Here is a 22,976-nt window from a genome sequence, read left to right as displayed (position 1 = left end):
ACCGTCACCAACGCCCGGCAGATCGGGGACCTGGTCGTGACGAAGGAGATCGACGGTGAGGTGGCCGGGGCCAGCACGACCTTCCCGATCACTGTGGACTGTGACGCCAACGCCTACGACACCACGTTCGATCTGACGATGCCCGACGGCGCCACCGAGGTCAGCACGGATCCGCTCGAGATCCCGGTCGGGGTGACCTGCACCGTCTCCGAGTCGTCTGTTCCCGACGGCTGGGGCCTGGACAGCGTCACCCCCGACGGCGGCACCGTCACCATCACGACCGGCACCAGCGAGGTCACCATCACCAATACCCGTGTCGCCGGTTCGCTGGTGGTGAGCAAGGCTGCCGCGGGTGACCCCGTCGGCGCCAGCAGCGTCTTCACCGTAGAGGTGGACTGCGACAACGACTTCAGCGAAACGGTGACGTTCAACGGCGATGATGGGGCCGACTCCGAGCTGATCGGCCCGATCCCGTCCGGGGTGACCTGCACCGTGACCGAGCCCACCACCCCGGATGGGTGGAGCCTGGCCGACATCGACCCTGCGAGCGTCGTCATCGGAACCGACCCGACCACCCCCGTCAGCGTGACCGTCACCAACGAACGCGACCTAGGGACGATCGCGGTGCAGAAGACCGCCGTGGGCGATCCCGCAGGGTCGGACCCGACCGCCTCCATCCAGGTGGACTGCCCGGGCACCGACTACGACCAGACCCTGACCGTACCGCCCGGGGAGACGGTGCAGACCGGGCAGATCCCGACCCGGTTGGAGTGCGCGATCTCCGAACCCAACCCACCCGCGGGCTGGGACGTCACCATCAACCCCGACACCGTGGTCGTCCAGAACGGGCCACCGATCGAGGTCACCGCCACCAACACCCGGCAGACGGGGAAGATCACGGTGGTGAAACGCCTGAGTGGTCCGGTTGCAGGTGCGGACACGGAGTTCACCCTGGCCCTCGACTGCGACCAGGACCAGTTCGATCAACAAATCGAGGTCGAGGTCACCAATGGCCGGTCGGTGTCCAAGACCATCGACGGGATCCCGACCGGCACCATCTGCAGCCTGACCGAACCCGAGGCATCAAAGGGCTGGGAACTCGCCAGCACCTCTCCGTCCCAGGTCGTGGTCGGCGACGAGCCGGTCAGCCTCCTTGCGGTCAACCGGCGCCTCACCGGCGGCCTAGAGATCTTCAAGTACCTGCTCGGACCTGTCGACGGCGCCCCCACGACGTTCTCGGCGTTCCTGAACTGCGACGGAACCGCCTTCGACCAGGACGTCGTCATCGAAGTGACCAACGGCGTATCGTCGCGCACGGTGGTTTCTGGCATCCCCACCGGCGTGACCTGCACCGCAGAAGAAGTTGAGGTTCCCGACCAGTGGAGTCTCGGCGGTGTTGCGAGCGACACAGTCACGATCACCGACACAGAGCTGATCACCGTGCAGGTCGTCAACACTCGGGTGACCGGTGAGCTGACAGTAGTCAAGGCGGTCGAAGGGGATCCGTCCGACAGCGATACCTCATTCGACCTCCACCTCGACTGTAACGACGACTTCTTCGACACTGCAGTCCCAGTGGACCTCCCAGCCGGGGACAAGCCCGTCTCCGAGGCCTTCTCCGGCATACCGACCGGCGTCATCTGCTCGGTTTCGGAAGAAGCACTCCCTGATAACTGGGAGCTTGTATCAGTCACGCCGGCGCAATCCGAGATCACGAAAGACGAGCCAGCGGTCGTCACCGTTCTCAACCACTTCGTCCCTCCGCCGCCCGGGCCTCCGGTCGAAAACCCGCCGCCCATTGATACCGCCGACCTCGCCGACACCGGCTCCCAGATGTCCCCAACGGACCTGTTGGTTCTGGTCACGCTGAGTGCCCTCGCGATTGCCGCAGGATGTTTCATGATCACGGCGTCACGTCGCACGCCATAGACAATTCTCGAAGGGTGAGTAACGGCGGACCAGCAGTGCCCGCCGTCGGAGACCAAGGCGTCGAAGTAGGTCACCGGTCCCATCGGTTCTCAGTGGCCCACATTCACCGACATTTCGCCTGCGTCGCGCCACTCGGACGCTGGCTCAAGAAGGCCACGACGCCGACCACGAACACCGCATCGCGACTTGGGAGTGAGTCGGTGCAAGCCCTCAGGGGCTCGATCCCCTATCCTCCGCCAAGAGTGTCCTCACCAACCCTCAGCCCGCCCTGCGGACCGCGGTGGGGCAGGCGTGCCGACGAATCCGAGTGCAGCGGAGATGGCCTTGGCGTGGGACGCCACCAGGCGACCCAGCGACTGGTAGAACTTCTCCGGCTGCTCAAGCTTCAACCCCGTGACGGAGATGGCGCCGATGCATTCGCCGGTGTGGTCGTGGAACGCCGCGCCGACGCAGTAGATGCCGTCGGCGTCCTCCTCGTCGTCGACGGCGTAGCCGACCTGCGCCACCCGCCCGAGGTTCTCCAGCAGAGCATCGAGCTCAACCAGCGTCCTGCGCGTACGTTGCGGCGCGCCGGCCTCCTCGATCAGCTGCCGGACCCGGTTCTGTGGCAGCTCAGCGAGGATGGCCTTGCCCATGCTGGACGAGTGGAGATGTTCCCGACCGCCCATCCGCAGATCGGACCCGGGAGTGATCTCTGGGTTGACCTGGTCGATCACCACTACGTGGTCGGAACCCAACACTCCCAGCCGCGACGTGGCGTGGGAACGCTTCGTGAGGTCGATGAGGTACGGCCGGGCCACCTCGCTCAGCGAGATCTGAGCACGCGCTTGGGCTCCGAGCCGGATGAGCGCCGGACCGAGCCGATAGCGCTTGGTCGGCCCGTCACCCGTGGTGGCGACGAAATCAGCCGTGACCAGAGTCTGCAGCGTGGCGAATGTGGCGCTCTTGGACGTGCCGACGTGACCGGCCACCTCGGTCACCGACAAGCCCGCGCCGCCGGTGTCGGCGGCCAGCTGCGACAACAGCTGAATGGCTCGGCTGACGGCCTGGACCTGATAGCGAGGGTTCGTGCTCCCGCCGGAGCCTCCCGGGGACGTGACCACGATTTCTCCGTTCTCGGCATGTCTTACCCGGCGAGGGCCGATCACCGTCGCGACTGGCCGGGGAAGATCCTAGGCTATGCCCCCTCCTTCGCGGCGTCCTGCTGATCCAGTCGGCTCCGGTAAGGGGACATGTATCGCAGCCGGGGCATCTGGTCGGCCAGCACGCCCCCGTCGATCACGATGGTGGCTCCGGTGATGTAGCGGCCAGCTGCGGAGGCGAGCAGCAGCACTGCCCCGACGCAGTCATCGGGCCGGCCAGTGCCGCCGAGCGGGATGCGAGCTTCCCAGGCGTCGTCGAACGCCTGCCGGTCCAGGTCGAACACCTCGCCGATCTCAGTGGCGATCATGCCGGGGGCGATGGTGTTGACCGTGATGCGATGCGGTCCGAGTTCGGAGGCCAGACTGCGGGCGACGAGCTCCACGCCAGCCTTGGATGCGTTGTAGTGGGCAAGACCGCTCTCAGCCATCAGACCGTTCTTGGACGACACACAGATGATGCGACCGGGGATACCGCCGTCGATCATGTGCTCAGCGACTCGTTGGCTGAGGAAGAAGACAGCGTCGAGGTTCACCGCCATCACACGCCGCCACGAGTCGGGGGTGATCTCGTTGAAGTGCTCGAGCGCGGCCGTACCCGCGTTGTTGACCAGGACGTGGACGCCGCCGGTCAGCCGCCAGAGCTCATCAGCGAGTGCAGTCAGTCCGTCCGTGGCCGCCAGGTCGAACTCGACGATGTGGACGCGTCTCCCCCGGCGCCGGATGTCCTCAGCCACGGTGGCCAGACCGTCAGCGGCCCGGGGCTGATCGAGCAGCACCAGGTCAGCGCCCGCGTCGGCGAGACCGCGGCTGATGGCGGCGCCGATGCCACGGGCCGCACCGGTGACGACCGCCCACTGCCCGTCGAGCTCGAAGCGGGCCATCATGTCCTCGGGCTCGGCGTTCATGCCATCACCGTAGCTGCGGACGTAGCGTGCTGGGCGGTGTCGGACATGAGTCTCCTGTCACGTAGGGAAAGGGGGATGCTCGGCGGTGTCATCAGGCGAGCGGTGCTTCGAGGCCCGGCTCGGAGACGATCCCGGCGGTGAAACGGCGGGGATCCGGGACAGCCACCCAGGCGCCCTGCTGAGCGATCGATGCCTCCGAGAGGATGCCGGGCAGGGTCATGTCGAGAGCACGATAGATATCGATGTCCGGGGACCGATCGGCGAGGATCTGATCGATGAAGTCCTGGATCGGCCAGCGGTCAGCACCCCAGTGCCCGGCACTGCCGACGTCTGACTGGCGGTATCGATCCGGCAGGAACCTCTCGGTATAGGCGTCCAATGGCTCCCAGGTGTTCTCAGGACTGAGGCCTTCGAAATACACCGACGGCTGCGCTCCCGGCAGCCGCGCAGACTCGAAGGCGCCTTTGGTTCCCTGGAGCGAGTAGTAGTCCATCAGGTGTGGGCGATTCGACAGCAGGTCGAGGCGCGTACGCACGAGTCCACCGCGAGCCGTGCGCCCGAGCAGGGTGATGGAGTCTTGGATCTCGTGCTCCGGCGCCACGTGTCGCCCGCTGCCCGTGCAGCTGACCGCCACGATCCGGTCGTCGAACCACTGCAGCACCGGCCCCAGACTGTGCGTGGGATAGGTGACGCCGTCGCGGCCAACCTGCCAGTAGGACCGCCAGGTGCGCGCACCGTCAACGGTGCGCTGGTAGGACTTCATCTCGTGCAGGTACTCACCCTCGCCGTAGTACAGGTCACCGAAGAGTCCTTCCCTGGCGAGCGCAGCCACAACGAGGTTGCTCCGGATATAGCAATAGTTCTCGGCCATCGCGTACGACGCCGAACTGGCGCGGACCGCGGCGAGGAGGCCCGCCGCCTGCTCCATCGACACCACGGCAGGGACTTCACTGAGGACGTGGACGCCCGCCGCCAACGCCTCGATCGCCTGCGGGGCGTGGTATTGCTGGGGTGAGGACAGCACGACAAGATCACAATGCGCCAGCAGCTCCGCGTAGCTGGCGACAGCGTGCTCCACCCCGTACTCGGCGGCGAACGCCGATCGCGCCGAGTCGCTGGGGTCGTAGACCGCGGCGAGCGTTGCTCGTTCCCCGGACGCCCGGACTCCGGCCACAAAACCCGCGCCGCGCGCAGCTCCGGCGACGCCCACTCGTAACTTCTGCATCTATTTCACCGATCCCATAATGAGCCCACTTCTGATCTGTCGTTGGAAAATGAGGTACACCACGACCACCGGCACGGCTGAGAAGAGCAGCCCGGTCATGAACAGTGGTGTGTCGGAGGAGTAGCTGGAGACGATGTTGGAGACGGCCAGCGTCACGGTCGACTTCTCCGGCGATGACAAGAAGACCAGCGGCGTCAACAGGTCGTTCCACCATCCCGTCACGTTGAAGACGGTCAGGGTGACGATCGCCGGCACGCTGAGCGGGATCACGACCGATGCCATCGTCCGGAAGTATCCGGCCCCCTCCAGCTGGGCAGCCTCGATGAGCTCGGTCGGGATGCCTCGCATGACGGCGGAGAGTAGGAAGATATTGCCGGGCACAGCTCCACCACCCCAGAGGATCATCATCCCCAGCGGACTGTCGATCAGATCGAGCCGAGCGAAGTTCGTGTACAGCGGAACCAAGAACGCGACCCCGGGAACGGCCATGGTGACCACGATCCAGGCCAGGAACAGACGCCGAAGCGGGAACGTCAGCCTGGCAATGGCGAAGGCAGCAGGGATCGAAGCGATCATCGCCAAGACCCAGGCACCGCAGCAGTACAAGGCGGTGTTGCCCGAAAGCCGAACGATGTCGAACCGCGTCAGCATCGCGACGAAGTTCTTACCCGTCAGCGTTCCGGGCAAACCCAGAGGCCGCGCCAGATAGTCCGCGTTGGTACGCACGCTGGACAGCGCCATGTACACCAGCGGCCACAGCGCGCACACAGCGATCAGGCTCAAGAAGATGACGATCATGGCTCGGACCGGACTGAAGCGCAGCGTCATGGCTGGGCCAGCTCCTTGTCACTGCGTCGCACGTTCACCCAGGCGATGATCGACACGATCAGCAGCAAGACGGTGGACAGCGCTGAAGCGAAGCCGAGATCCCCTGAGCGGAAGGCCGCGGTGTAGATCCTGAAATCGATCGGTGTGGTGACGGTTCCCGGACCGCCGCCCGTGATCGTGTACACCAAGCCGAACAGCCCGATGAAGACATAGATGGTGTTGGTGACGAAGAAGTAGGAGATGGCCGGCTTCTGCAGCGGAAGGATGACCTGGAACAGACGCTGCCACCAGCTCGCCCCGTCGATGGTTGCCGCCTCGATGACCCCCGGATCGAGTGACGACAGTCCGGCGAGGAAGATCAGCGTCCCCTGGCCGAGGGTCTGCCACAAGAAGGTGAGCAACAGTGCGGCGAACGCCGTGGGCGTTTCCTCGAGCCAGCTCCGCGTCCACGACTGCAGCCCGATCTGTGACAGGAAGGTGTTGAGCGTGCCGTCCGGCAGGAAGATGCTGCGCATCAGGAACCCGAGAACAACGATGGACAAGATCGTCGGAATGTAGAACACCGACCGGAAGAACCGCCAGCCGGGAACCTGCTCGTGCAGCAGCACGGCGACGATCATGCAGATCACCAGGATGACCGGGATGGCCGCGAAAAAGATGAGGTTCGTGCGCAGCAGGCCGAGCAGCTCCCAGTCCGCGACCATGCGTTGGTAGTTGGCCAGCCCGATCCAGGTCGAGGTCCGGCCGTTCCACTTGGTGAAGCTGTGCCGGACTCCGACGATCAGCGGATACCACACCAACGGGATCAAGATCACCAGTGCGGGAAGCATCGACACCACCCCGATGACGCGTTCCCGGCGCCGCAGGTGTGATCGCCTCGATGGGGAAGACGAACTAGCCATTCTTCACGATCTGGTCGCGCTTCTCGTCCAGCTGTTCGAGGTAGTCAGAAGTGGAGAGCTTGCCGTTCCAGACAAGCTGCGTCTTGGCGGCCACCTCGGCGATGAGATCCGCGTGCAGCGTGTTGTCGGGCCAGAAGATGAAGTCCGCGCTGGACCACTCCGCCACCCGTTGCTCCAGTGGATCGGAGAAGATCTCTGACAGCTTGCGACCGGCGAGATTGGGCAGCGGGCCCTCGCCCATGGTGGCGCGCTTGACCTGCTGCTCCTCGGAGTTGAGAAAGGCGACGAACTCCACGGTCTCGCTGATGTGGTCGGAGTCGGCAGAGATGACGAAGGATGCGCCCGGACCACCGATGCCGCTGTCGCGCACTGGGGCGTCGGGCGAAGCGTTCGGCAGTTTGGTGATGGTGAACTCGTCGCCGAGCTTGTCGCGGATGTCCTTGATGTTGCCGGCAGAAGCAATCGCCGCCTTGCCGTTCAGGAACATCTGGAAACTGTCGTCGCCCTTCAGCACGGGAGCACCTTTGGCCACGTAGGGAACCAGCTCAAGCCACTGGTCTACAGCGAGTTTGACCTCAGGGCTTGAGAAGGCACGCTTTCCGTTGTTGAGCTCGACCACGCCAGGTGTTCCGCCGACCTGTTGCGCGATCCAGTACATGAGGCTGAAGTAGAGGTAGGACGTCTGGTCCCACACGAGCGGCGTCACCCCGGTGGATTTGATCTTGTCCAGCATGGTGACGAATTCGTCCCACTCCTGCACGGCGTCTGGATCGACCGATACGCCGGCCTTGTCCAACAGCTTGGTGTTGTAGGACAGGCAGGTGAGCTTGTCAGTTCCGCACGGGATGCCGAGGATCGGGCCTTGGCCGGCAACCATGCCATCCGTGACGGACTCCCACCCCGACACCGCGCCTGACATCTCCGGGGTGATGAACTCGTCGAGCGGGGCCAGGAAGTCCTTCACACTGAGCAGGTACGTGCCCGCCCACACCGTCGCCAGATCCGGACCGTTGCGGGCGACCCCGCTTGTCCGCAGCTTTGTCAGCAGGTCAGGCCCTTCGAGTGTGTTGTCGATCTTGAGCGTCGCGCCGCTCTGCTCCTGATACTGCTTGACCGCCTGGGCAAGCCAGTAGTCGCCCTCTGCCTTGGTGGTGTCCGTTCCTTTGCCCAGGGCGTTGAAGGTGCCGTTCCACATGGAGATCTCGGCACCCCCAGCGGCGCCGGCGTTGCCTGGTTTGTCGCTGCAGCCTGCCAGTGCCGCTGCGGATGCGGCCGCCCCGGCCAGTCCGAGGAACCGGCGGCGATTCAGTGGTCGAGCCGATGTGGTGGCGAAAGCGTTAGACATGGTTGGGCTTCCTGACGTCGGTGGGCTGGTTGAGTAGTTGCAGCGCGGAGCTCCAGGCGTGCCGCTCTTCGTCCGAGCGGTAGTCGGGGATGAATCCAAGGCGGAGGTACGTACGAATGGCCGCCTGGCGAAACGGATCGGTCTCCAGCACTGCCGTACCGAGTCCCCGCTCCGCGAACCCGGTCAGGCATCGGTGTGTGACCAGCTCTCCGAGTCGCAACCCGCTCGCCGACGGAAGGACGCCGACATAGTGGACATAGCCTTCGGCCGGGTAGAGGTCGGTGATCCGCTCGGACGCGGTCCCGATAACTTCCCCGTTTCGGGTCACCACCCAGGTCCGTGGGACATCGGGCGCCTCCAGCAGGACGTCGTCGACCCGATGCGCGTCCCACGCTTCCTCGAAGGTGACTGTCAGAACGTGGGCCAGCGCCCCCCGGTCATCAGCAGTCGCCTCGCGGATCAGATAACCGTCAGGCGGTTGCGTCGTGGCGGAGGGCAATGGCCCTGGGTGTCGCATGAACAGCTGCATAAGCCGGTCCTCTGTGATGAAGGTGACCGGAATCTTGCCTGACCGATCTGTTCTGCGCAATAGCGTTCGGCTGTGCCGAACGCTATTGCGCGTATTCGGACGCGGATCGATTACAAACGCGACATAGGGCGTAGCCGACCAAATGCGCAGACTTGAGCCGGGCCCCGCGGTTTGTCCGAGTGGCGTCTACCACCTCGAATCGGGTCGTGACGTCCTGCGGGTCGGGCTGGGCCATTCGTCCAAGCAGCGACTGACAGCTGTCGTGATCACGTTCGGGGCAGTTAGCCCCGCGAACACGCGCGATCCAGCCCTCTACAAAATCCGACTGTCAGCCCTTACAAGCCCGCGCGTTCCAGCGCGAGGTCATACAGCTCGCTGGCCTCCGTGACCGACTTCCCCTCGTCCAGGGCCTCCTGATACACCGCGATCATCTCGCCCGAGACCTGTTCGAACTTCTTCGCCCAACGCTCAGCCTGGACTCGCCAGTAGCCGACGATGGTGAACTGGTCTGTCCCCCAGCCGAGGCTCTGCCGCAGGTGCTTGCGCACCCGCCGCGACTCTGAGGCCTCGCCGGCGAACCAGGCGTATCCGAAGCCCGGCGGTGTGTCGAATGCAATCACCCGGTCAGCCAGCACGCTCGGCGCGTGACCGTTGCCCGTTCCCACGCTCGCCTCCACGGTGACATTGGGGCGGCGCGGGATGGCATCGAGGTCGGTGGCGTCGAGCACCTCGACGATGGCGTGCACCTGGGCGGCGTCGTCAAGCTCGTCGATGGCGCGGGCCAGTGCGGGTATGCCGGTGAGGTCGGCCACCAGCAGCTGCCACGCGGCGTCGGCCGGCGGCGCATACCAGGCCCGCGGTGGGGCGAGCACGACAGTCCGCCCGGGACGGGCGTCGAGGGCCCACTGGGCCGCCACGCCGCCCTCATGTGCGACGAAGTCGACGGTCATCTCGCCGCGATCGGGATCGAAGGCGCGCACCGTGTAGTTGCGGCCCTCGGGAGCCCGGCCCGGCCCGAAGTATCCCCAGGTGCCGTCGTCGCGCTGCTGCATCGGTTCGGAGTCGGACTGGCCGGGCTGGGGGAAATAGACAGCGACTGCTTCGTCCGCAACCCCGATGGAGGTATACGCCGACAGCCCGGGCCCACCCAGGACGATCCGGACGAAGCTGGCCGACAGCCGCTGGACCGTCAGGACCTCTGCGACGTAGAACCCCGGCTTCGCCTGAGCTTCGGCGGTGACCTCGGAACTCATGGCGTCATCCCTCCTGCGGCGCGACGATCGCGCCAACTGAGGCTAGCCTAACCTGACGCGGACCGCGAGAACTGCCCGGTGATCATTCCCGGGGCACACGTCGGAGGCAGCGCCACGACGGTCAGCACCAGGGCCGCCAGCACGGGACCAGATACGTGTGCGTCCCCGTCATCGCGGTGAGGTCAGAACACGACCGTGAACAGAATGACCATGATCACCACGATGACGGCGAAGACGGCGCCGATCGTTGCGAGCATGCGGCCCTTGGAGCCGGCCATGGTGCCTCCAGGTCTATCGTCGGCGCCGGGGATCGGCGCCTGGGGTGAAGTGATTGCGGTCCACCGGTACCCAAAGTCCGGCGGGCCCACCAACTACTCCTCTTCGTCCAGCTGGACCTCGGTGAGCTGCTCCAACCGGTCAGCCTCGTTGACCTCACCCTCGGTGACGTCCACCCCAGCCACGAGCGGGTCGAGCCCGTCTCCTTGCGGGTCCACGTCCGCGTGCTGCTCCACCCAGTCTGCGTCGGTCACTTCGTTCGGCGAGATCGGTCCGTTGGTCATCTGCACTCCTTCGGGTCGTGCTGGCCACGCCGCTGTTGGCGACTGAAATGCGACCCTACCCGCGGCTACGGACCGGTTCCAGCCGAGACCGAGGAGTAAACCTGTTGCTCTGCGCCACACAGGCTCCCTAGTGTTTCACTCGGCGCTATCGACAGCGTCCTCGCACAGCTTCCGAAGGAGGTGCCCTTTGATCGTCTTGACCGATGCTTTCGCCGTCGCTGCCCAGCAGGGCACTCCCGGCGGCGTGCTGCTCGGCTGATTCGCGACTGCGCGACCCTCGGCCCCTCCGCTCCGCCTTTTGGCTGAGCTCCGCCCTCACCGATGTACGCCGTCGGCATGCTCGCTTCCCGATAGCCCGACCGCGTTGACGCATGCCCGAAACCTTTTGACGTCATTCCACGTCATTTCCTTATTGACTTGGCGTCATCATGACGCCATGCTGGTGTCACAACGACGCCACCACCTTTTCGAAAGGCACCACGATGAATGCACTTCACTGGAGGCCGTACGACCTCGACAGCTGGACGGTCCGCGACGCCTACCTCTCCGACCCGACCCGGCTCAACCGCCACGACCTCAGCCGACTGGCTGCGGAGCGCTCGGCGATCCTCACGGCCCTGGCCGAACGGCGAGCCACCACCTCCTTGCGGACACCGCGAGCACGGCACCGGCTCAGTTGGCGCCGACTCCGGGCCGCCCTCACCAAGCCCGCCTGACCATGCATGGTCAGGCTGCCGGGCACGAGCTACCCGTGCCACCCCCCGACATCCCCGTCACCGATATGCCACGGTGGCGGGGATGTCGTCGCTTCAGCCTGCAACGGCAGACTCGCCCACATGCCCGTCAGCGCACCGGATTGAGCCATGCGATCACGTCGATCTCGACGTCGAACCCGTTCAACCCGGCGGCCAGCGTGGTCCGAGCCGGGAAGTCGGCGGTGAGGAACTCCGCCAGTACGTCGTTCAACGCAAGCCGGTCGCGGATGTCGGTGAGATAGACGGTCATCTTCACGATGTCCTGCAGCCCGCAGCCACACGACGCCAGCAGCGTTTCGACGTTGACCATGGTCTGGCGCACCTGCTCCTCGAACGAGGTCCCCACTCGTTGTCCTGCTGCGTCGAACGGTCCCTGACCCGCCAGGAAGACGAAGTCGCCGGCGATGACAGCGGGCGAGTAGGGACCCTTCGCCGCGGGAACAGTGGATGGCGCGACGATTCGCTTGGTCATGGTTGCCTTTCTGGGCGTGACTGGCTGGATATGGATCCCCCGATGGCGGTGGGTGCCTTGCGCAGCAGCCGACCCGGCCGTGCCGGGGTGCGGCCACCGTGGCGCAGCACCGCCTCGCCGTTGACGAGCACGGTGGCAACGCCAGAGGGAGGTAGGAGAGGTTGGGCATACGTGGCGTTGTCCGCCAGCCGGTCGAGGTCGAAGACGACGAGATCGGCGGCGTACCCGGCTCGCACCAGGCCGCGATCCGTCAAGCCCAGTCGAGCCGCAGGCTTGCCAGTCGCCTTGTGCACCGCTTCCTCGACCGTCATGCCATGGTCGACCAGCTCGCGGATCGCGCGCGGGAAGGTGCCGATCGACCGAGGGTGCGCCAGGTTCGCGCTGTGGTCGAGATCAAGCGTGACGCCGTCGGACGCGATCGAGACCAACGGGTCGGACATCGACATGATCGTGTCGACCTGGCTGGAGCCAAACACGATGACATCGGTCTCCGCCTCGGAGTCGATCAGCAGGTCGACGACGAACTCGGCCCAGGGAACGTTCGCGATCGCGGCGGCCTTCGCAACCGTCTGGGCGGTCAGGGTGGCGTCCCTGGTCTTGGCGATCATGATGCCCGCAGGGCTGCTGACGCGCTGCTCCAGGTAGGCCACCGCCTCAACGCGCCGCTCCAGCGCGTAGTCGATCACCGCTCGCGGACCGAGACCGCGTATCTCGGGCGGAAACAGCTGGAGCAGCGTGGTGTGCCCAGCCAGGTAGGGATACGCGTCGGCCTGGACGTCGGCTTCGCTCGCGTGCAGCAGGGCGAGGACAGCGCGCATCGCGGCGGCGTCTTGATCGTGGATGGACCGAAGGTGGGAGATCTGCAGCGGCACCGATGCCTGCTCTGCCACGTGCAGCAGCTCTCGGACCGCGTCCGCCAGCGTCTGGGCGGCGTAGGACCGCAGATGGGCCGACACAAAGCCTCCGCGCCGACCGACCTCGGTGGCGAGGGCGATCAGCTCGGTCTCGCCGGCGAGCTCGCCGGGAGCGTACATCAGGCCGAAGCTCAGTCCCCAGACGCCGGCATCCATGGCGCGGCCCAGCTCGGAGATCATGAGTCCGAGCTCCCGCTCGGTGGTCTCGGGCCGGTCACCGACCACCGCCTGGCGCAGTGAGCCGTGGCCAAGAAGGGGCGCGACATTGACCGCGCTGGCACTGCCCTCGATCCGGTCCAGATAGTCCTCGACGCCGGCCCAGTCGAGGTTCACCTCAGGACAGACGTCGAGCGGGCCGATGACAGCCTTCAGCTCCGACGGGTCCGCCGGAACCGGGAAGGGACTCATGCCGCAGTTGCCGGTGACCTCGGTGGTGATCCCTTGGAGGACGCGGGAGGAGGCGGCGGGATAGTGCAACCGGGTCAGGTCCGAGTGCGTGTGGATATCGATGAACCCGGGGGCGACCACGTGCCCCGTGCAGTCGATCAAATCGGCGTCGCGGGGGTGCTGAATCCCCACGGGCAGCACCGCCTCGATCCGGTCAGCCGCCACCACGATATCCGCGGGCACTGCCGGCGCACCGCTGCCGTCGACGACGAGGCCGCCGAGGAGCACCGTACGTCTCATCGGTCGGCCGGATCGCGCGGATCCTCCAGCCCCATAGCTGTCAGCGCATCCGCGTGGATGATCTGCTCGATCTGCTCGAGCGAGACCCGTGGCAGCGCCGTCCCCTCGACGATGTCGTTGACCGCACGCAACCGGTCCATCGCGTCCTGCGGCGTCGAGTGCGGGAAGTCGGAGCCGAGCAGCAGCTTGTGCATCACGTTCCACTCCGTGGCCATGATCAGGCCCTCGTAACAGGTCCACGGCCGGACATAGAGCATCGAGACGTCGGCGTACACGTTGGGGTGCTTGCGGATGACGGCGACCGTCTCGCGAGTGAATGGATGTCCCAGATGCGCCATCACGATCTTGAGCTCGGGAAACGCGATAGCAACTTCGTCCATGACCAACGGGTAGCTGTAGCGGATGGGCGCGAACCGCATCGGTGACGTCCCCTGGTGGAACAAGATGGGCAGCTGCTCGGCCTCCGCGTACGCGTACAGTGCTCGCGCCTCATCACCCAGCGGGTCGAACCGCTGGTAGTTGGCGGCGAGCTTGAACCCCTTCAGACCGGCGGCCCGGCAGCGCTCGACCTCTTCCATGTGACCATCGACCAGCGGGTGGACGGACATGAGGCCGATCCTCTTCGTCGGCTTATCAGCGACGAAAGCCTCGATCACCCGGTTGACGCTGTCGAACGGGCGCTGCACGGTGACGTCGTAGCCGTCTGGGATGGCGATGTTGCAGACGATCGAGATGTCCGCGGCGCTGGTGAGCTCGTCGTACTCGGCCCAGCTGCGGCTCATCGGCAGCGACTCCTCCCCAGGTCGCCAGCTGCCGATGGCTGTGAACTCCTCCGGCGGCACATCGTGCTGGTGCGTCGGACCGTGGCTGTGGACGTCGACGATCATGAAGGTCTCCTTCTATTCACGAGATGCTCGGTATCGCTAAAAGTAGGTACGGATGAGCCCGGTCGCCATGGGTCGCTCGCCGGCAGGCGAATCGACCACGATCACGGCTCGGTGCTTGTCGAAGGCTGTACACGGGTGGGAGATCCCCAGCCGGATGCGGTCACCAACGCCGATCAGGTGCCGGTCGGGGTCATAGTGCAAGAAGGCGTGCTGGTCGTTCAGCGCGGTGATCTCCCCGGACAGCACGACCTCCGCCCCCACACCGTCGGCCCGGATCCCCAACACCACCGGCAGCCCTTGGTCGCTCGGTACGTCACGACGCCCGACGTCGAGTATCGCCACTCCCCTCTCGGCGACCGACAGCACTGTCGAACAGACACTGAGGGCGGACCGGAACTGCGGACCCTCGCCCCGGCTCCACGGCGTGACCCGGGCATACAGACCGTCGTCGTGAGCGATGTACGCACCCGATCGCACCATCACCTGCGTCGGTCGCGGTGAGCTCGTTGCCGCCGGTCCCAGGATCTGTGCGACTCGGTCGAAATAGGCACTGCCGCCAGCACTCAGATAGGCGGTCGGCGTCTCGTACAGCTCGCCGATCTCGCGATGCAGCTCAGTCATCTCGATCAGGAACCGGTCGACGGCGGCGACAGAGTCCTCGCCAGGAGACGTCTTCACCGACCCCTCATAGCCGGCGACCCCGGTCAACCGCAGGACGGCAGACCGATGCACCGCACGAGCCAGCTCAACCCCATCCTCGACGCTGCGACAGCCTGCACGACCACCGCGGGATCCCAGCTCGACGAAGGCATCGAGACGTGCCGGCTCGCCGGCCAGCGCCTCCTCGATCACTCGCAGCGTGGCGATCGAGTCCACCCAGAGTTGGACACAGAGCTCGGAATCCGCGGCCAGCTGCGCGGCGACCCATCGGAGTCCCTCGCGGTGGAGAAGCGGGTTGGCCAGCTGAACCCGACGGACTCCACTCACCATCGCCACCCGCAGTTGCGCCTCGGTGGCCACCGTGATGCCCCAGCTTCCGGCGTCCAGCTGACGCTGCCACAGCGTCGGTGCCATGGTGGTCTTACCGTGCGGGACCAGCAATACACCGTGGCGGTCGCACCATTGCTGCATCTGCGCCACGTTGGCATTCGCGGCCCCGCCGTCCATGATCAAGATCGGGGTGGCGATCTGGTCCAGCGGCACCGGCGACGCTGCCAGCTGGGCGGCACTGCGACCCACCAGCGACGGCCCGCCGCACCGATCCAGGGGTGATATCGGCTGGCTATGCTCCCGTGCCACAAAGGCCGCCAGGTTGGCCGATGTCATGCGTGATCTCCGGTCCGGCCGGAGCTCAGAAGGTGGCCGACAGGCCGCCGTCGACGGCCAGCGCCGTACCGGTCACGTAGGTGTTCTGCGGACTGGCCAACCACGCCACGTAGCCGGCGACCTCTTCAGGTGTGCCGGCACGCCCCATCGGCAGCTTGCCGAACTCCTGGTAGACGGTCTTGTATTTGTCGGTGGTCAGGTCGGTCCCGCGGGTGTCGATGAACCCTGGGGCAACAGCCGTCACGAGGATGCCCGACTCGGCCAGCTCCATGCCCAGGGTGCGGGTCAGCGCCCCGAGGGCGGCCTTGGAGATGTCGTAGACCAGACACTCACGCGCCCCGCGCGAGCCATGGATGGAGGTGATGTTCACGATCCGTCCGTAGCGACGCTGCGCCATGGATGAAGCCACCGCCTGAGAGAGGAACACCGCGGCTTCGAGGTTCACCCGCAGCACGTGCTTAAAGTGGTCGATCTCGAGGTCCAGGAAGGCCACTCTGCTAGGCATGGCCGCGCAGTTGATCAAGATATCCACAGAACCTTCGGCAGCTTCGATCCTCGACACCAGATCGGCGATGCCGGCAGTGTCGGCAAGGTCGTACTGGTAGTGCGGTCGGTCAGCGTCCGACGGATCGATGTCCACCGTGACGACCGAGCAGCCGAGGCTCTCAAAGGTCTCCGCGATCGCCCGCCCGATCCCCCGAGCGCCACCGGTCACCAGCGCCCGTTGTCCTGTCAGTGTCATCGCAGTGTCCTTCGCGTCGGTGGCTGGATCAGTCCATCCCCAGAGTGCGCATTTATAAAACCACATTGCACCCAGTGAAAGCCAGCGACGCACCCAACATGCCGACGCTCGACCGCGGGCGGCGTCTCACCGCTCGAACTGGGTCCTTGCTTTCGGCCGGGCACACCGTGTTAACGTCCCATCGCACCATCCAGTGAAACCTCCTTCCAGAAGCGAGTTCAGTCATGGTTGCTCATCCTCCCCGGCCAACCGGCCCCATCCGTCTCGCCGTCGTCGGCGGCCATCGTGGCGGCAGCTTCACCCGCTCGCTCGAACGCCTGCGCGGCAGAGTCGAGCTGGTCGCCATCTGCGATCCCAACGAGGACGTCCTCCGAGCCTGGCGGGATGCTCATGCCGGCATCCGCTGCTATGGCGACTACGCGGAACTGCTCGAGGACGACGACGTCGACGCCGTGGTGATCGCCACCCCGATGGACTTCCACGTCACGCAGACCGTGCAAGCCCTGGCCGCCGACAAGCACGTCCTGTGCGAGGTACTGGCGGCGAACACGGTCGAAGACTGCTGGCGGATCGTGGAAGCGGCGGAGGCATCGCCGCGCATCTACATGATGGCGGAGAACTGCTGCTATCTGCGCCCGGTGCAGATCGTGGAGAAGATGGCAGCCCAGGGCCTGTTCGGGCAGATCGCCCATCTCGCCGGCGGCTACCTCCATGACGTGCGGAACCTGTTTCACCAGCCCGATGGGTCCTTGACCTGGCGGGGAGAGGCCAAGGCCGCGCTCGACGGCGTCAGCTACACCACCCACGCGCTGGGGCCTTTGATGCACTGGCTTCGCGCCGCCAACGGGCCGGACGATCGACTGGTCAGTCTGACCGCGGCCACGTCGACCGCCGCAGCCACCGCGGCCTACTACGCGGCCACGTTCGGAGCTGACCACGAGATGGCGAAGGCGGAGTCGTGGGCCCGGGGGGACACCGGGACCGTATTGATGAAGACCTCGAGCGGCGCCGTCGTGACCGTACGGGTCGATACTGCGTTGCCGCGGCCGCACAGTCACCAGACGACGTACCACGAGCTGCACGGGACGAAGGGGGCCTTCCTCGGACCACGGCAGGTCAGCGAGGACCCGTTGGTGTGGCTCGAGCACCCGGACCAGGTGGGCCCCCACGACTGGTCCCATCCCGAGACGCAGTCCTGGGACTCGCTCTGGGACTACGCCGAGGAGTACGAGGGGGACTTGTGGCGGGAGTGGTTCGGCCACGAGGACTTCAGCGACGGGCACGGCGGCGGCGACTTCTTCATCCTCGAGCGGTTCGTCGCCGCGGTCGAGGGAAAGATCCCTCCGCCGGTCGACGTGTATGCCGCGGCTGCCTGGAGCTGCATCGCCGAGCTTTCAGCGAAGTCCGTGGCCCAGGGTGGAGCGCTCCAATACTTCCCCGACTTCACCCGGCCTCGCACCGCTTTGGCCCAGCCATGAGAATCGTCAACCTGCTTCATCTCTCATCGAACTTCTGGAACGACTCCCCGGTGCCGCCGACACCGGACGCGGACCACCGAGTGCTGTATAGCCCCGGGCTGCGCTTCGACGACGACCTCTGGTACGAGCTCACGGAGCGGATGAGCACCTCCGGCTTCACCTCAGTGTTGATCGACCTCGGCGACGGAGTGCAGTACGAGTCGCATCCAGAGATCGCGGTCGAAGGAGCATGGAGCACCGAACGGCTCCGAGAGGAGCTGGATCGCCTCCGCTCTCTCGGCCTGGAACCGCTGCCCAAGCTGAACTTCAGCACCACGCACGATGCCTGGATGGGCATGATGGCGCGGCGGGTGTCCACCCCGGAGTACTACGACTTCTGCGCAGACCTGATCCAGGAGGTCAGCACGCTCTTCGAGCAGCCTGAGCTGTTCCACATCGGCATGGACGAGGAGATCCTGCAGCACCAGGAGTTCTATCCGCACGTGGTGCTGCGCCAGTACGACCTGTGGTGGCACGATCTTGAGTTCCTGGTCGCCGAAGTGGAACGAAACGGCTCGCGGGCCTGGATGTGGTCGGACTATGCCTGGAACCACCCGGAGTTCTTTCGCCGGGTCTCGCCGCGGGTGGTGCAGAGCAACTGGTACTACGGCGATAACTTCGCCGCCGACGAGTCAGCTCGGCCCCGCGCGGTGGCCTACGCCGACGCATCGCTGACCTACCTCGACCTCGACGAGGCCGGGCTCGACCAGATTCCGACTGGCAGCACCTGGGAAAATCCCGCCAACTTCGCCCAGACGCTGCAGTTCTGCCGCGAGCGGGTTGCCGATGATCATCTGGTCGGGTTCTTGCAGACGACCTGGAAGCGGACCGAGCAGCAGTTCCGTGACCTGCACCTGCAGTCCATCGAGGCTGTCCGCGCCGCTCTGTCATGACGACAGGCCGAGTCCTGGTCATCGGGGCGGGCGTCATCGGCTGCTCGATCGCCTACCACCTAGCACTACGTGGCATCGCTGTCACCGTAGTCGAACGCGACGCGGTGGGGGCACACGCCTCGGGCGCCAGCGCCGGTGGCGTGCGACAGCTCGGCCGTGACCCTCGAGAGCTTCCGCTGGCCATCCGGGCCGTCGAGCGGTGGCAGTCACTCGAGGACGAGCTCGACGCCGACCTCGCCTTCCGCCGCGGCGGCCAGCTGTCGGTCACGGAACACCCCGACGACATTCCTGAGCTGGAACGCCGGTGCGCTCGTCAGCGAGCCGGCGGCCTCGACATCCGCCTGCTGGGCTCCGACGAGCTCCACGCGCTCTCCCCCGGCCTTGCCCCGACGGTGGTGGCCGGGCTTTACACCGACAACGACGGTCAGGCCAGCGCCCCACTGACCACGCGGGCCTTCGCCGCCGCCGCACAACGCCACGGCGCAACGATGCTCAGCGGCGTGACGGTGACCGGCTTTCGTAGTCGCGACGACCGGATCGAGGCGGTCGAGACGACCACCGGACCGATCGGCTGCGACTGGCTGGTGCTGGCCGCCGGCGCGTGGACGCCGAACCTGGCAGCAATGCTCGGGCTCGACCTGCGGGTCCGGACGATGGGCCTGCAGATGCTGATGACCGCTGCCGCGCCGCCCATGCTGGCGCAGACGGTCGGAGCTTTGAACCGGCGCCTGAGCCTGAAGCAGACACCGACCGGTGAGTTCCTCATCGGTGGCGGCTGGCCCGGCGATGTTGATCTTGACCAGCGGACGTCGAGTACCCGGCTGGACAGCATCCGAGGCAGCATCGCCGATGCGACAGCGATCTTCCCCGCCTTGGCCGGCTTGCCCCTGGCGCGGACCTGGGTCGGGATCGAGTCGCTGGCTCAGGATGCGGTGCCGATCCTCGGATCCGTGCCGGAGCTGGACAATCTCACGTTGGCCACGGGCTTCTCCGGCCACGGTTTCGCCCTCAGCCCGTTGATCGGTCAGCTGCTGTCCGAGGTGATCCTCGACGGCGTCGCGTCAGTGTCGATCGACGCCTTCAGCTATCAGCGTTTCGCCGACCTGGCCGACGACGCCCCGTTCGCCGACTGGCAGGCCGGCTAAGGATCACGACCGGCCCACGACCGGGTGCACGAACTGTCGCGCCGCTTCCGTGGGTGCGCTCAGATAATCCAGGTCGCATCCTTCGGGTGCCTGCAGGACGTGGTCTGCGTAGTGCCGTGGCCACCCCCGCAGATGCGGCCCCGGCGGCAGGGCGAGCGCGGACCGTCGGCGGTCGAGCTCCGCCTCGTCCACCTCCAGGTCGATCCGGCGTCGGTCGATGTCAAGACTGATCCGGTCGCCGGGCTCTACCAAGGCCAGCGGGCCGCCGACCGCTGCCTCTGGGGCGATGTGCAGGACGACGGTCCCGAAACTGGTCCCGCTCATCCGGCCGTCGGTGACGCGAAGCATGTCCCGCACGCCTGCCTCAGCCAGGCGCTTGGGGATGGGTGCCATGCCCCATTCCGGCATCCCGGGCACGCCGACCGGCCCACACCGCCGGACGACGATCACGTCGTCCGCGCTCAACTCGAGCGCCTCGTCATCGAGCCGCTCCCGCATCTCCTTGTAGTCCTGGAAGACGACTGCCCTCCCCGAGTGCCGCAGCAGCTCAGGGCTGGCCGCGGCGATCTTGATCACGGCTCCGGACGGTGCGAGCGTGCCGAACACTGCAGCCATGGTCGGACCCTCCTGCACGGGCTGAGCAGCGCTCCGGATCACCCCCGACGGCGGCGGTGCGGACTCGGCGACCTTCGCCAGCGGCATCCCCGTCGCAGTCGAGGTGGTTCCGTCCAGAGCCCCCGCAGCGATCATCGACTGCGCCAGCGTGGGGAATCCGCCGGCCGAATAGAAGTCCTGGATCAGCCCGGCGCCACACGGCTCCACGTCCACCAGCAGGTCGACCTCGGCCCACAGGGCGTCGGCGCGGGTCAGGGAGCAGTCCAGTCCAAGGCGGCCTGCCACGGCGGCCAGGTGCACGACAGCGTTGGTCGAGCCGCCGACGGCGGCGAGCACCCGGTACGCGTTGTCGAGAGCCTGCTGGGTCATGCGTTCCTGCGGTACGGCGCCTGAGCGCACCTGGCGGACGACCTCGACGCCCGTCCGGTAGGCGAAGTCGGCCAGGTCAGCGCCGATGGCGGGACAGCCCGTGATCCCGGGCAGGCACATGCCCAGCGCCTCGGTCATCAGCGCCATCGTGGAGGCCGTCCCCATCGTGTTGCAGGAACCGGGCCCGGCACAGCCGAGCACCCGTTCCATCTCACTCCAGTGCGCCGCGTCGACCTGGCCAGCCCGCCGGTCCTCCAGCAACCGCCACAGGTCAGTGCCGCTGCCGAGCCGCCGGCCGCGGAGCAGGGGCGCACTGCGAGCTCCGCCGAGCAGCAACAGCGCCGGCAGCGGCACACTGGCCGCGGCCATCAGCGCGGCGGGGACTGTCTTGTCGCAGTTGGCCAGCAGCACCAAGCCGTCCAGCGGGTACGCCCGGGCGTTCTCCTCCAGCTCGATCGACAAGAGGTTGCGATAGAGCATCGCCGAGGGCTTCATCAGGTCCTCGCCGAGGGACATCACCGGGAACCGAGCCGGGACCCCGCCGGCGTCGCGGATGCCACGCTCGATGTCAGGCAGCACGTCGGCGAAGGCGAGGTTACACGGGTTCAGGGCACTGGACGTGTCGGCGATACCGATGATCGGCTTACCGACACCATCCTCGTCCACCCGGAGCGCGACGCGGTTGAGCACCGCCACCTCGTCGTCCCCGTCGAACCACTCGCCACTGCGGTACGAGCGTTCAGCCGTCACCTCGTCCACCGGCGCACTCTCCTGGTCGTCGCGGTCACAGGCCAAGGTAGTTGGTCTCCTTCCAGATCGCCTCGGCGTTGGCCACGGCCTCGGCAGAAGGAATGAACTCCCCGTCGACGCTCGGCCAGGGCTGACCCTCGCGTCGGTCCTCCGGCCACGGCGACCAGTCATCGTTCTCGTGCAGCTTGCGCTGTTCCTCGTTGCTGAAGTCGGGCACGTCGAAGGCCACGCCGCCCTGCAGGGCCGACTTCCAGGCCAAGATCCCGACGACCGACATCGCGACGCCACGATAGACGTTCAGGTAGGGCTGCTCGCCGGATCGAATCGCCGCGGCGAAGTGGAACGAGGTCCAGAAGTCACCGCCGCCGTGGCCCGCCTGCCGGGCCAGGTCCTCATGGTCGGGGAACCGCGCCTTGAAGGTGACCTCCTCGTGCTCGTCCGCGGCGATCTCCCAGGCGTTACGGACCACGCGCACATCGGTGTTGCTGACGTTGTCGAGCCGGCCCTTGAAGCCGTGCACACGGTAGTAGTTGCGATAACCGGCGAAGCCACCCTGGAGGATCCGGAAGATGGCGCCGTTGTCCATCCGGCACATGGTCACCGCGCCGGGATCTCCGGTCCTGATCCGGGTGGCCTGTTGATCCTCGGACCCACGGATGGCCAGCGCATTGACGCTCACCGGCATGGTGTCGGTGATGTACATCAAGGGGGCGATGGCGTGGGTGCAGTAGTACGTCGGCGGCATGTTGTTGCGCCAGTGATCAAGTCCGGGCGAGATCCGCAACGACTCGCGTTGCTGCATCGGGTGGATGTACTCGCCTTCGGCGTACTTGACGTCGCCGACGACACCCTCCTGATACAGCCGTCGCATCTCCTGGTTGGTAGCGAAGTAGGGGTAGTTCTCGGCGAACATGTAGATCAGGCCGCTCTTCTCGACCTCGCGGCAGAGCTCGACACCTTCGGCCAGCGTCTTGCACGCCTGGGTCTCGCTCATCACGTGCTTGCCGGCGCGCAGCGCCTTGATCGCGAAGGGAACGTGCTGGTGGAAGTAGTTGGCCACCACCACGGCATCCATCTGGAACGTGAGGAACTCGTCGTAGTCGGTGAAGACCTCGACGTCGGGGTGAGCGGCCTTGAATTCCATCAGCTTGGTCTCGTTGAGGTCGCAGACTGCTACGAGCTTGATCCCCAGCACCCCGGAGTCCTTGGCGAAGGTTCGTCCCCGGGAGAGGCCCAAGACCCCGATCCGAATCTGCTGCGGCGTTGCGCTGGTCATGTTCTTCCCA

General features: G+C 66.2%; 21 protein-coding genes and 1 pseudogene. 6 read left to right on the top strand and 16 right to left on the bottom strand.

Translation table 11 applies throughout. The features are described from left to right. Positions 1 to 36: 36 nt before the first annotated feature. A pseudogene (locus AC1XX3_RS17725) lies at positions 37 to 543 on the top strand (DUF5979 domain-containing protein); the annotation flags it as partial. A gap of 42 nt (positions 544 to 585) precedes the next feature. Next, positions 586 to 1,929: a DUF5979 domain-containing protein gene (locus AC1XX3_RS17720; RefSeq protein ID WP_483322507.1), complete on the top strand. Its 1,344-nt coding sequence runs from the start codon at positions 586 to 588 to the stop codon at positions 1,927 to 1,929. Positions 1,930 to 2,177: 248 nt separating this feature from the next. On the opposite strand, the gene AC1XX3_RS17715 is transcribed toward AC1XX3_RS17720, so the two are convergent. From AC1XX3_RS17715 to AC1XX3_RS17675, 9 genes are all read right to left on the bottom strand, one after another. Beyond that, a complete protein-coding gene (locus tag AC1XX3_RS17715; protein ID WP_483322500.1) occupies positions 2,178 to 3,032 on the bottom strand; it encodes an IclR family transcriptional regulator in 855 nt (284 codons plus the stop codon). 74 nt (positions 3,033 to 3,106) lie between these two features. Then, positions 3,107 to 3,976 (bottom strand): SDR family NAD(P)-dependent oxidoreductase, encoded by an 870-nt coding sequence (locus AC1XX3_RS17710; RefSeq protein WP_483322499.1) that lies wholly within the window; start codon positions 3,974 to 3,976, stop codon positions 3,107 to 3,109. Positions 3,977 to 4,067: 91 nt separating this feature from the next. Next, positions 4,068 to 5,201 (bottom strand): Gfo/Idh/MocA family protein, encoded by a 1,134-nt coding sequence (locus AC1XX3_RS17705; RefSeq protein ID WP_483322498.1) that lies wholly within the window; start codon positions 5,199 to 5,201, stop codon positions 4,068 to 4,070. Continuing rightward, complete coding sequence (locus tag AC1XX3_RS17700) at positions 5,202 to 5,999, bottom strand: carbohydrate ABC transporter permease (RefSeq protein WP_483322497.1); 798 nt, start codon at positions 5,997 to 5,999, stop codon at positions 5,202 to 5,204. 26 nt (positions 6,000 to 6,025) lie between these two features. After that, entirely contained in the window at positions 6,026 to 6,859 is an 834-nt protein-coding gene (locus AC1XX3_RS17695) for a carbohydrate ABC transporter permease (RefSeq protein WP_483322496.1), read from the bottom strand. 64 nt (positions 6,860 to 6,923) lie between these two features. Further along, positions 6,924 to 8,276 (bottom strand): ABC transporter substrate-binding protein, encoded by a 1,353-nt coding sequence (locus AC1XX3_RS17690; protein WP_483322495.1) that lies wholly within the window; start codon positions 8,274 to 8,276, stop codon positions 6,924 to 6,926. Next, positions 8,269 to 8,793, bottom strand: a complete 525-nt coding sequence (locus AC1XX3_RS17685) for a GNAT family N-acetyltransferase (RefSeq protein WP_483322494.1) — start codon at positions 8,791 to 8,793, stop codon at positions 8,269 to 8,271. The genes AC1XX3_RS17690 and AC1XX3_RS17685 overlap by 8 nt, the downstream gene beginning before the upstream one ends. A gap of 347 nt (positions 8,794 to 9,140) precedes the next feature. Beyond that, complete coding sequence (locus tag AC1XX3_RS17680; RefSeq protein WP_483322493.1) at positions 9,141 to 10,058, bottom strand: siderophore-interacting protein; 918 nt, start codon at positions 10,056 to 10,058, stop codon at positions 9,141 to 9,143. A gap of 371 nt (positions 10,059 to 10,429) precedes the next feature. Next, complete coding sequence (locus tag AC1XX3_RS17675) at positions 10,430 to 10,618, bottom strand: hypothetical protein (RefSeq protein ID WP_483322492.1); 189 nt, start codon at positions 10,616 to 10,618, stop codon at positions 10,430 to 10,432. A gap of 482 nt (positions 10,619 to 11,100) precedes the next feature. On the opposite strand from AC1XX3_RS17675, the gene AC1XX3_RS17670 reads away from it, so the two are divergent. Then, positions 11,101 to 11,334 (top strand): hypothetical protein, encoded by a 234-nt coding sequence (locus tag AC1XX3_RS17670; RefSeq protein ID WP_483322491.1) that lies wholly within the window; start codon positions 11,101 to 11,103, stop codon positions 11,332 to 11,334. Positions 11,335 to 11,461: 127 nt separating this feature from the next. Here AC1XX3_RS17670 and AC1XX3_RS17665 read toward each other — a convergent pair whose 3' ends face one another. From AC1XX3_RS17665 to AC1XX3_RS17645, 5 genes are all read right to left on the bottom strand, one after another. After that, positions 11,462 to 11,845: a RidA family protein gene (locus tag AC1XX3_RS17665; protein ID WP_483322490.1), complete on the bottom strand. Its 384-nt coding sequence runs from the start codon at positions 11,843 to 11,845 to the stop codon at positions 11,462 to 11,464. Further along, positions 11,842 to 13,446: an N-acyl-D-amino-acid deacylase family protein gene (locus AC1XX3_RS17660; RefSeq protein WP_483322489.1), complete on the bottom strand. Its 1,605-nt coding sequence runs from the start codon at positions 13,444 to 13,446 to the stop codon at positions 11,842 to 11,844. The genes AC1XX3_RS17665 and AC1XX3_RS17660 overlap by 4 nt, the downstream gene beginning before the upstream one ends. Then, positions 13,443 to 14,333 (bottom strand): amidohydrolase family protein, encoded by an 891-nt coding sequence (locus AC1XX3_RS17655; RefSeq protein WP_483322488.1) that lies wholly within the window; start codon positions 14,331 to 14,333, stop codon positions 13,443 to 13,445. The genes AC1XX3_RS17660 and AC1XX3_RS17655 overlap by 4 nt, the downstream gene beginning before the upstream one ends. 36 nt (positions 14,334 to 14,369) lie before the next feature. Beyond that, complete coding sequence (locus AC1XX3_RS17650) at positions 14,370 to 15,572, bottom strand: alanine racemase (protein ID WP_483322487.1); 1,203 nt, start codon at positions 15,570 to 15,572, stop codon at positions 14,370 to 14,372. 112 nt (positions 15,573 to 15,684) lie between these two features. Continuing rightward, positions 15,685 to 16,401, bottom strand: a complete 717-nt coding sequence (locus AC1XX3_RS17645) for an SDR family NAD(P)-dependent oxidoreductase (RefSeq protein WP_483322486.1) — start codon at positions 16,399 to 16,401, stop codon at positions 15,685 to 15,687. Positions 16,402 to 16,625: 224 nt separating this feature from the next. On the opposite strand from AC1XX3_RS17645, the gene AC1XX3_RS17640 reads away from it, so the two are divergent. Genes AC1XX3_RS17640 through AC1XX3_RS17630 form a run of 3 tightly spaced genes read left to right on the top strand, consistent with a single transcriptional unit; the run spans position 16,626 to position 19,956 of the window. Further along, complete coding sequence (locus AC1XX3_RS17640) at positions 16,626 to 17,879, top strand: Gfo/Idh/MocA family protein (protein ID WP_483322485.1); 1,254 nt, start codon at positions 16,626 to 16,628, stop codon at positions 17,877 to 17,879. Beyond that, positions 17,876 to 18,811 carry a family 20 glycosylhydrolase gene (locus AC1XX3_RS17635; protein ID WP_483322484.1) on the top strand — a complete coding sequence of 312 codons (936 nt, stop codon included), beginning with the start codon at positions 17,876 to 17,878 and terminating at the stop codon, positions 18,809 to 18,811. The genes AC1XX3_RS17640 and AC1XX3_RS17635 overlap by 4 nt, the downstream gene beginning before the upstream one ends. Beyond that, positions 18,808 to 19,956, top strand: coding sequence for an NAD(P)/FAD-dependent oxidoreductase (locus AC1XX3_RS17630; protein ID WP_483322483.1), 1,149 nt, complete (start codon positions 18,808 to 18,810; stop codon positions 19,954 to 19,956). Before AC1XX3_RS17635 ends, AC1XX3_RS17630 begins: the two co-directional genes overlap by 4 nt. 3 nt (positions 19,957 to 19,959) lie before the next feature. On the opposite strand, the gene AC1XX3_RS17625 is transcribed toward AC1XX3_RS17630, so the two are convergent. Continuing rightward, on the bottom strand, positions 19,960 to 21,735 hold the full coding sequence (locus AC1XX3_RS17625; protein ID WP_483322482.1) for a dihydroxy-acid dehydratase: 1,776 nt from the start codon (positions 21,733 to 21,735) through the stop codon (positions 19,960 to 19,962). Next, on the bottom strand, positions 21,725 to 22,966 hold the full coding sequence (locus tag AC1XX3_RS17620) for a Gfo/Idh/MocA family protein (protein WP_483322481.1): 1,242 nt from the start codon (positions 22,964 to 22,966) through the stop codon (positions 21,725 to 21,727). Before AC1XX3_RS17620 ends, AC1XX3_RS17625 begins: the two co-directional genes overlap by 11 nt. Positions 22,967 to 22,976: the final 10 nt, after the last annotated feature.

Source organism: Microlunatus sp. M237, from assembly GCF_056896895.1.
The sequence above is the reverse complement of the archived record's forward strand: the minus strand, read 5'-3'. Positions and strand labels throughout refer to the sequence as shown.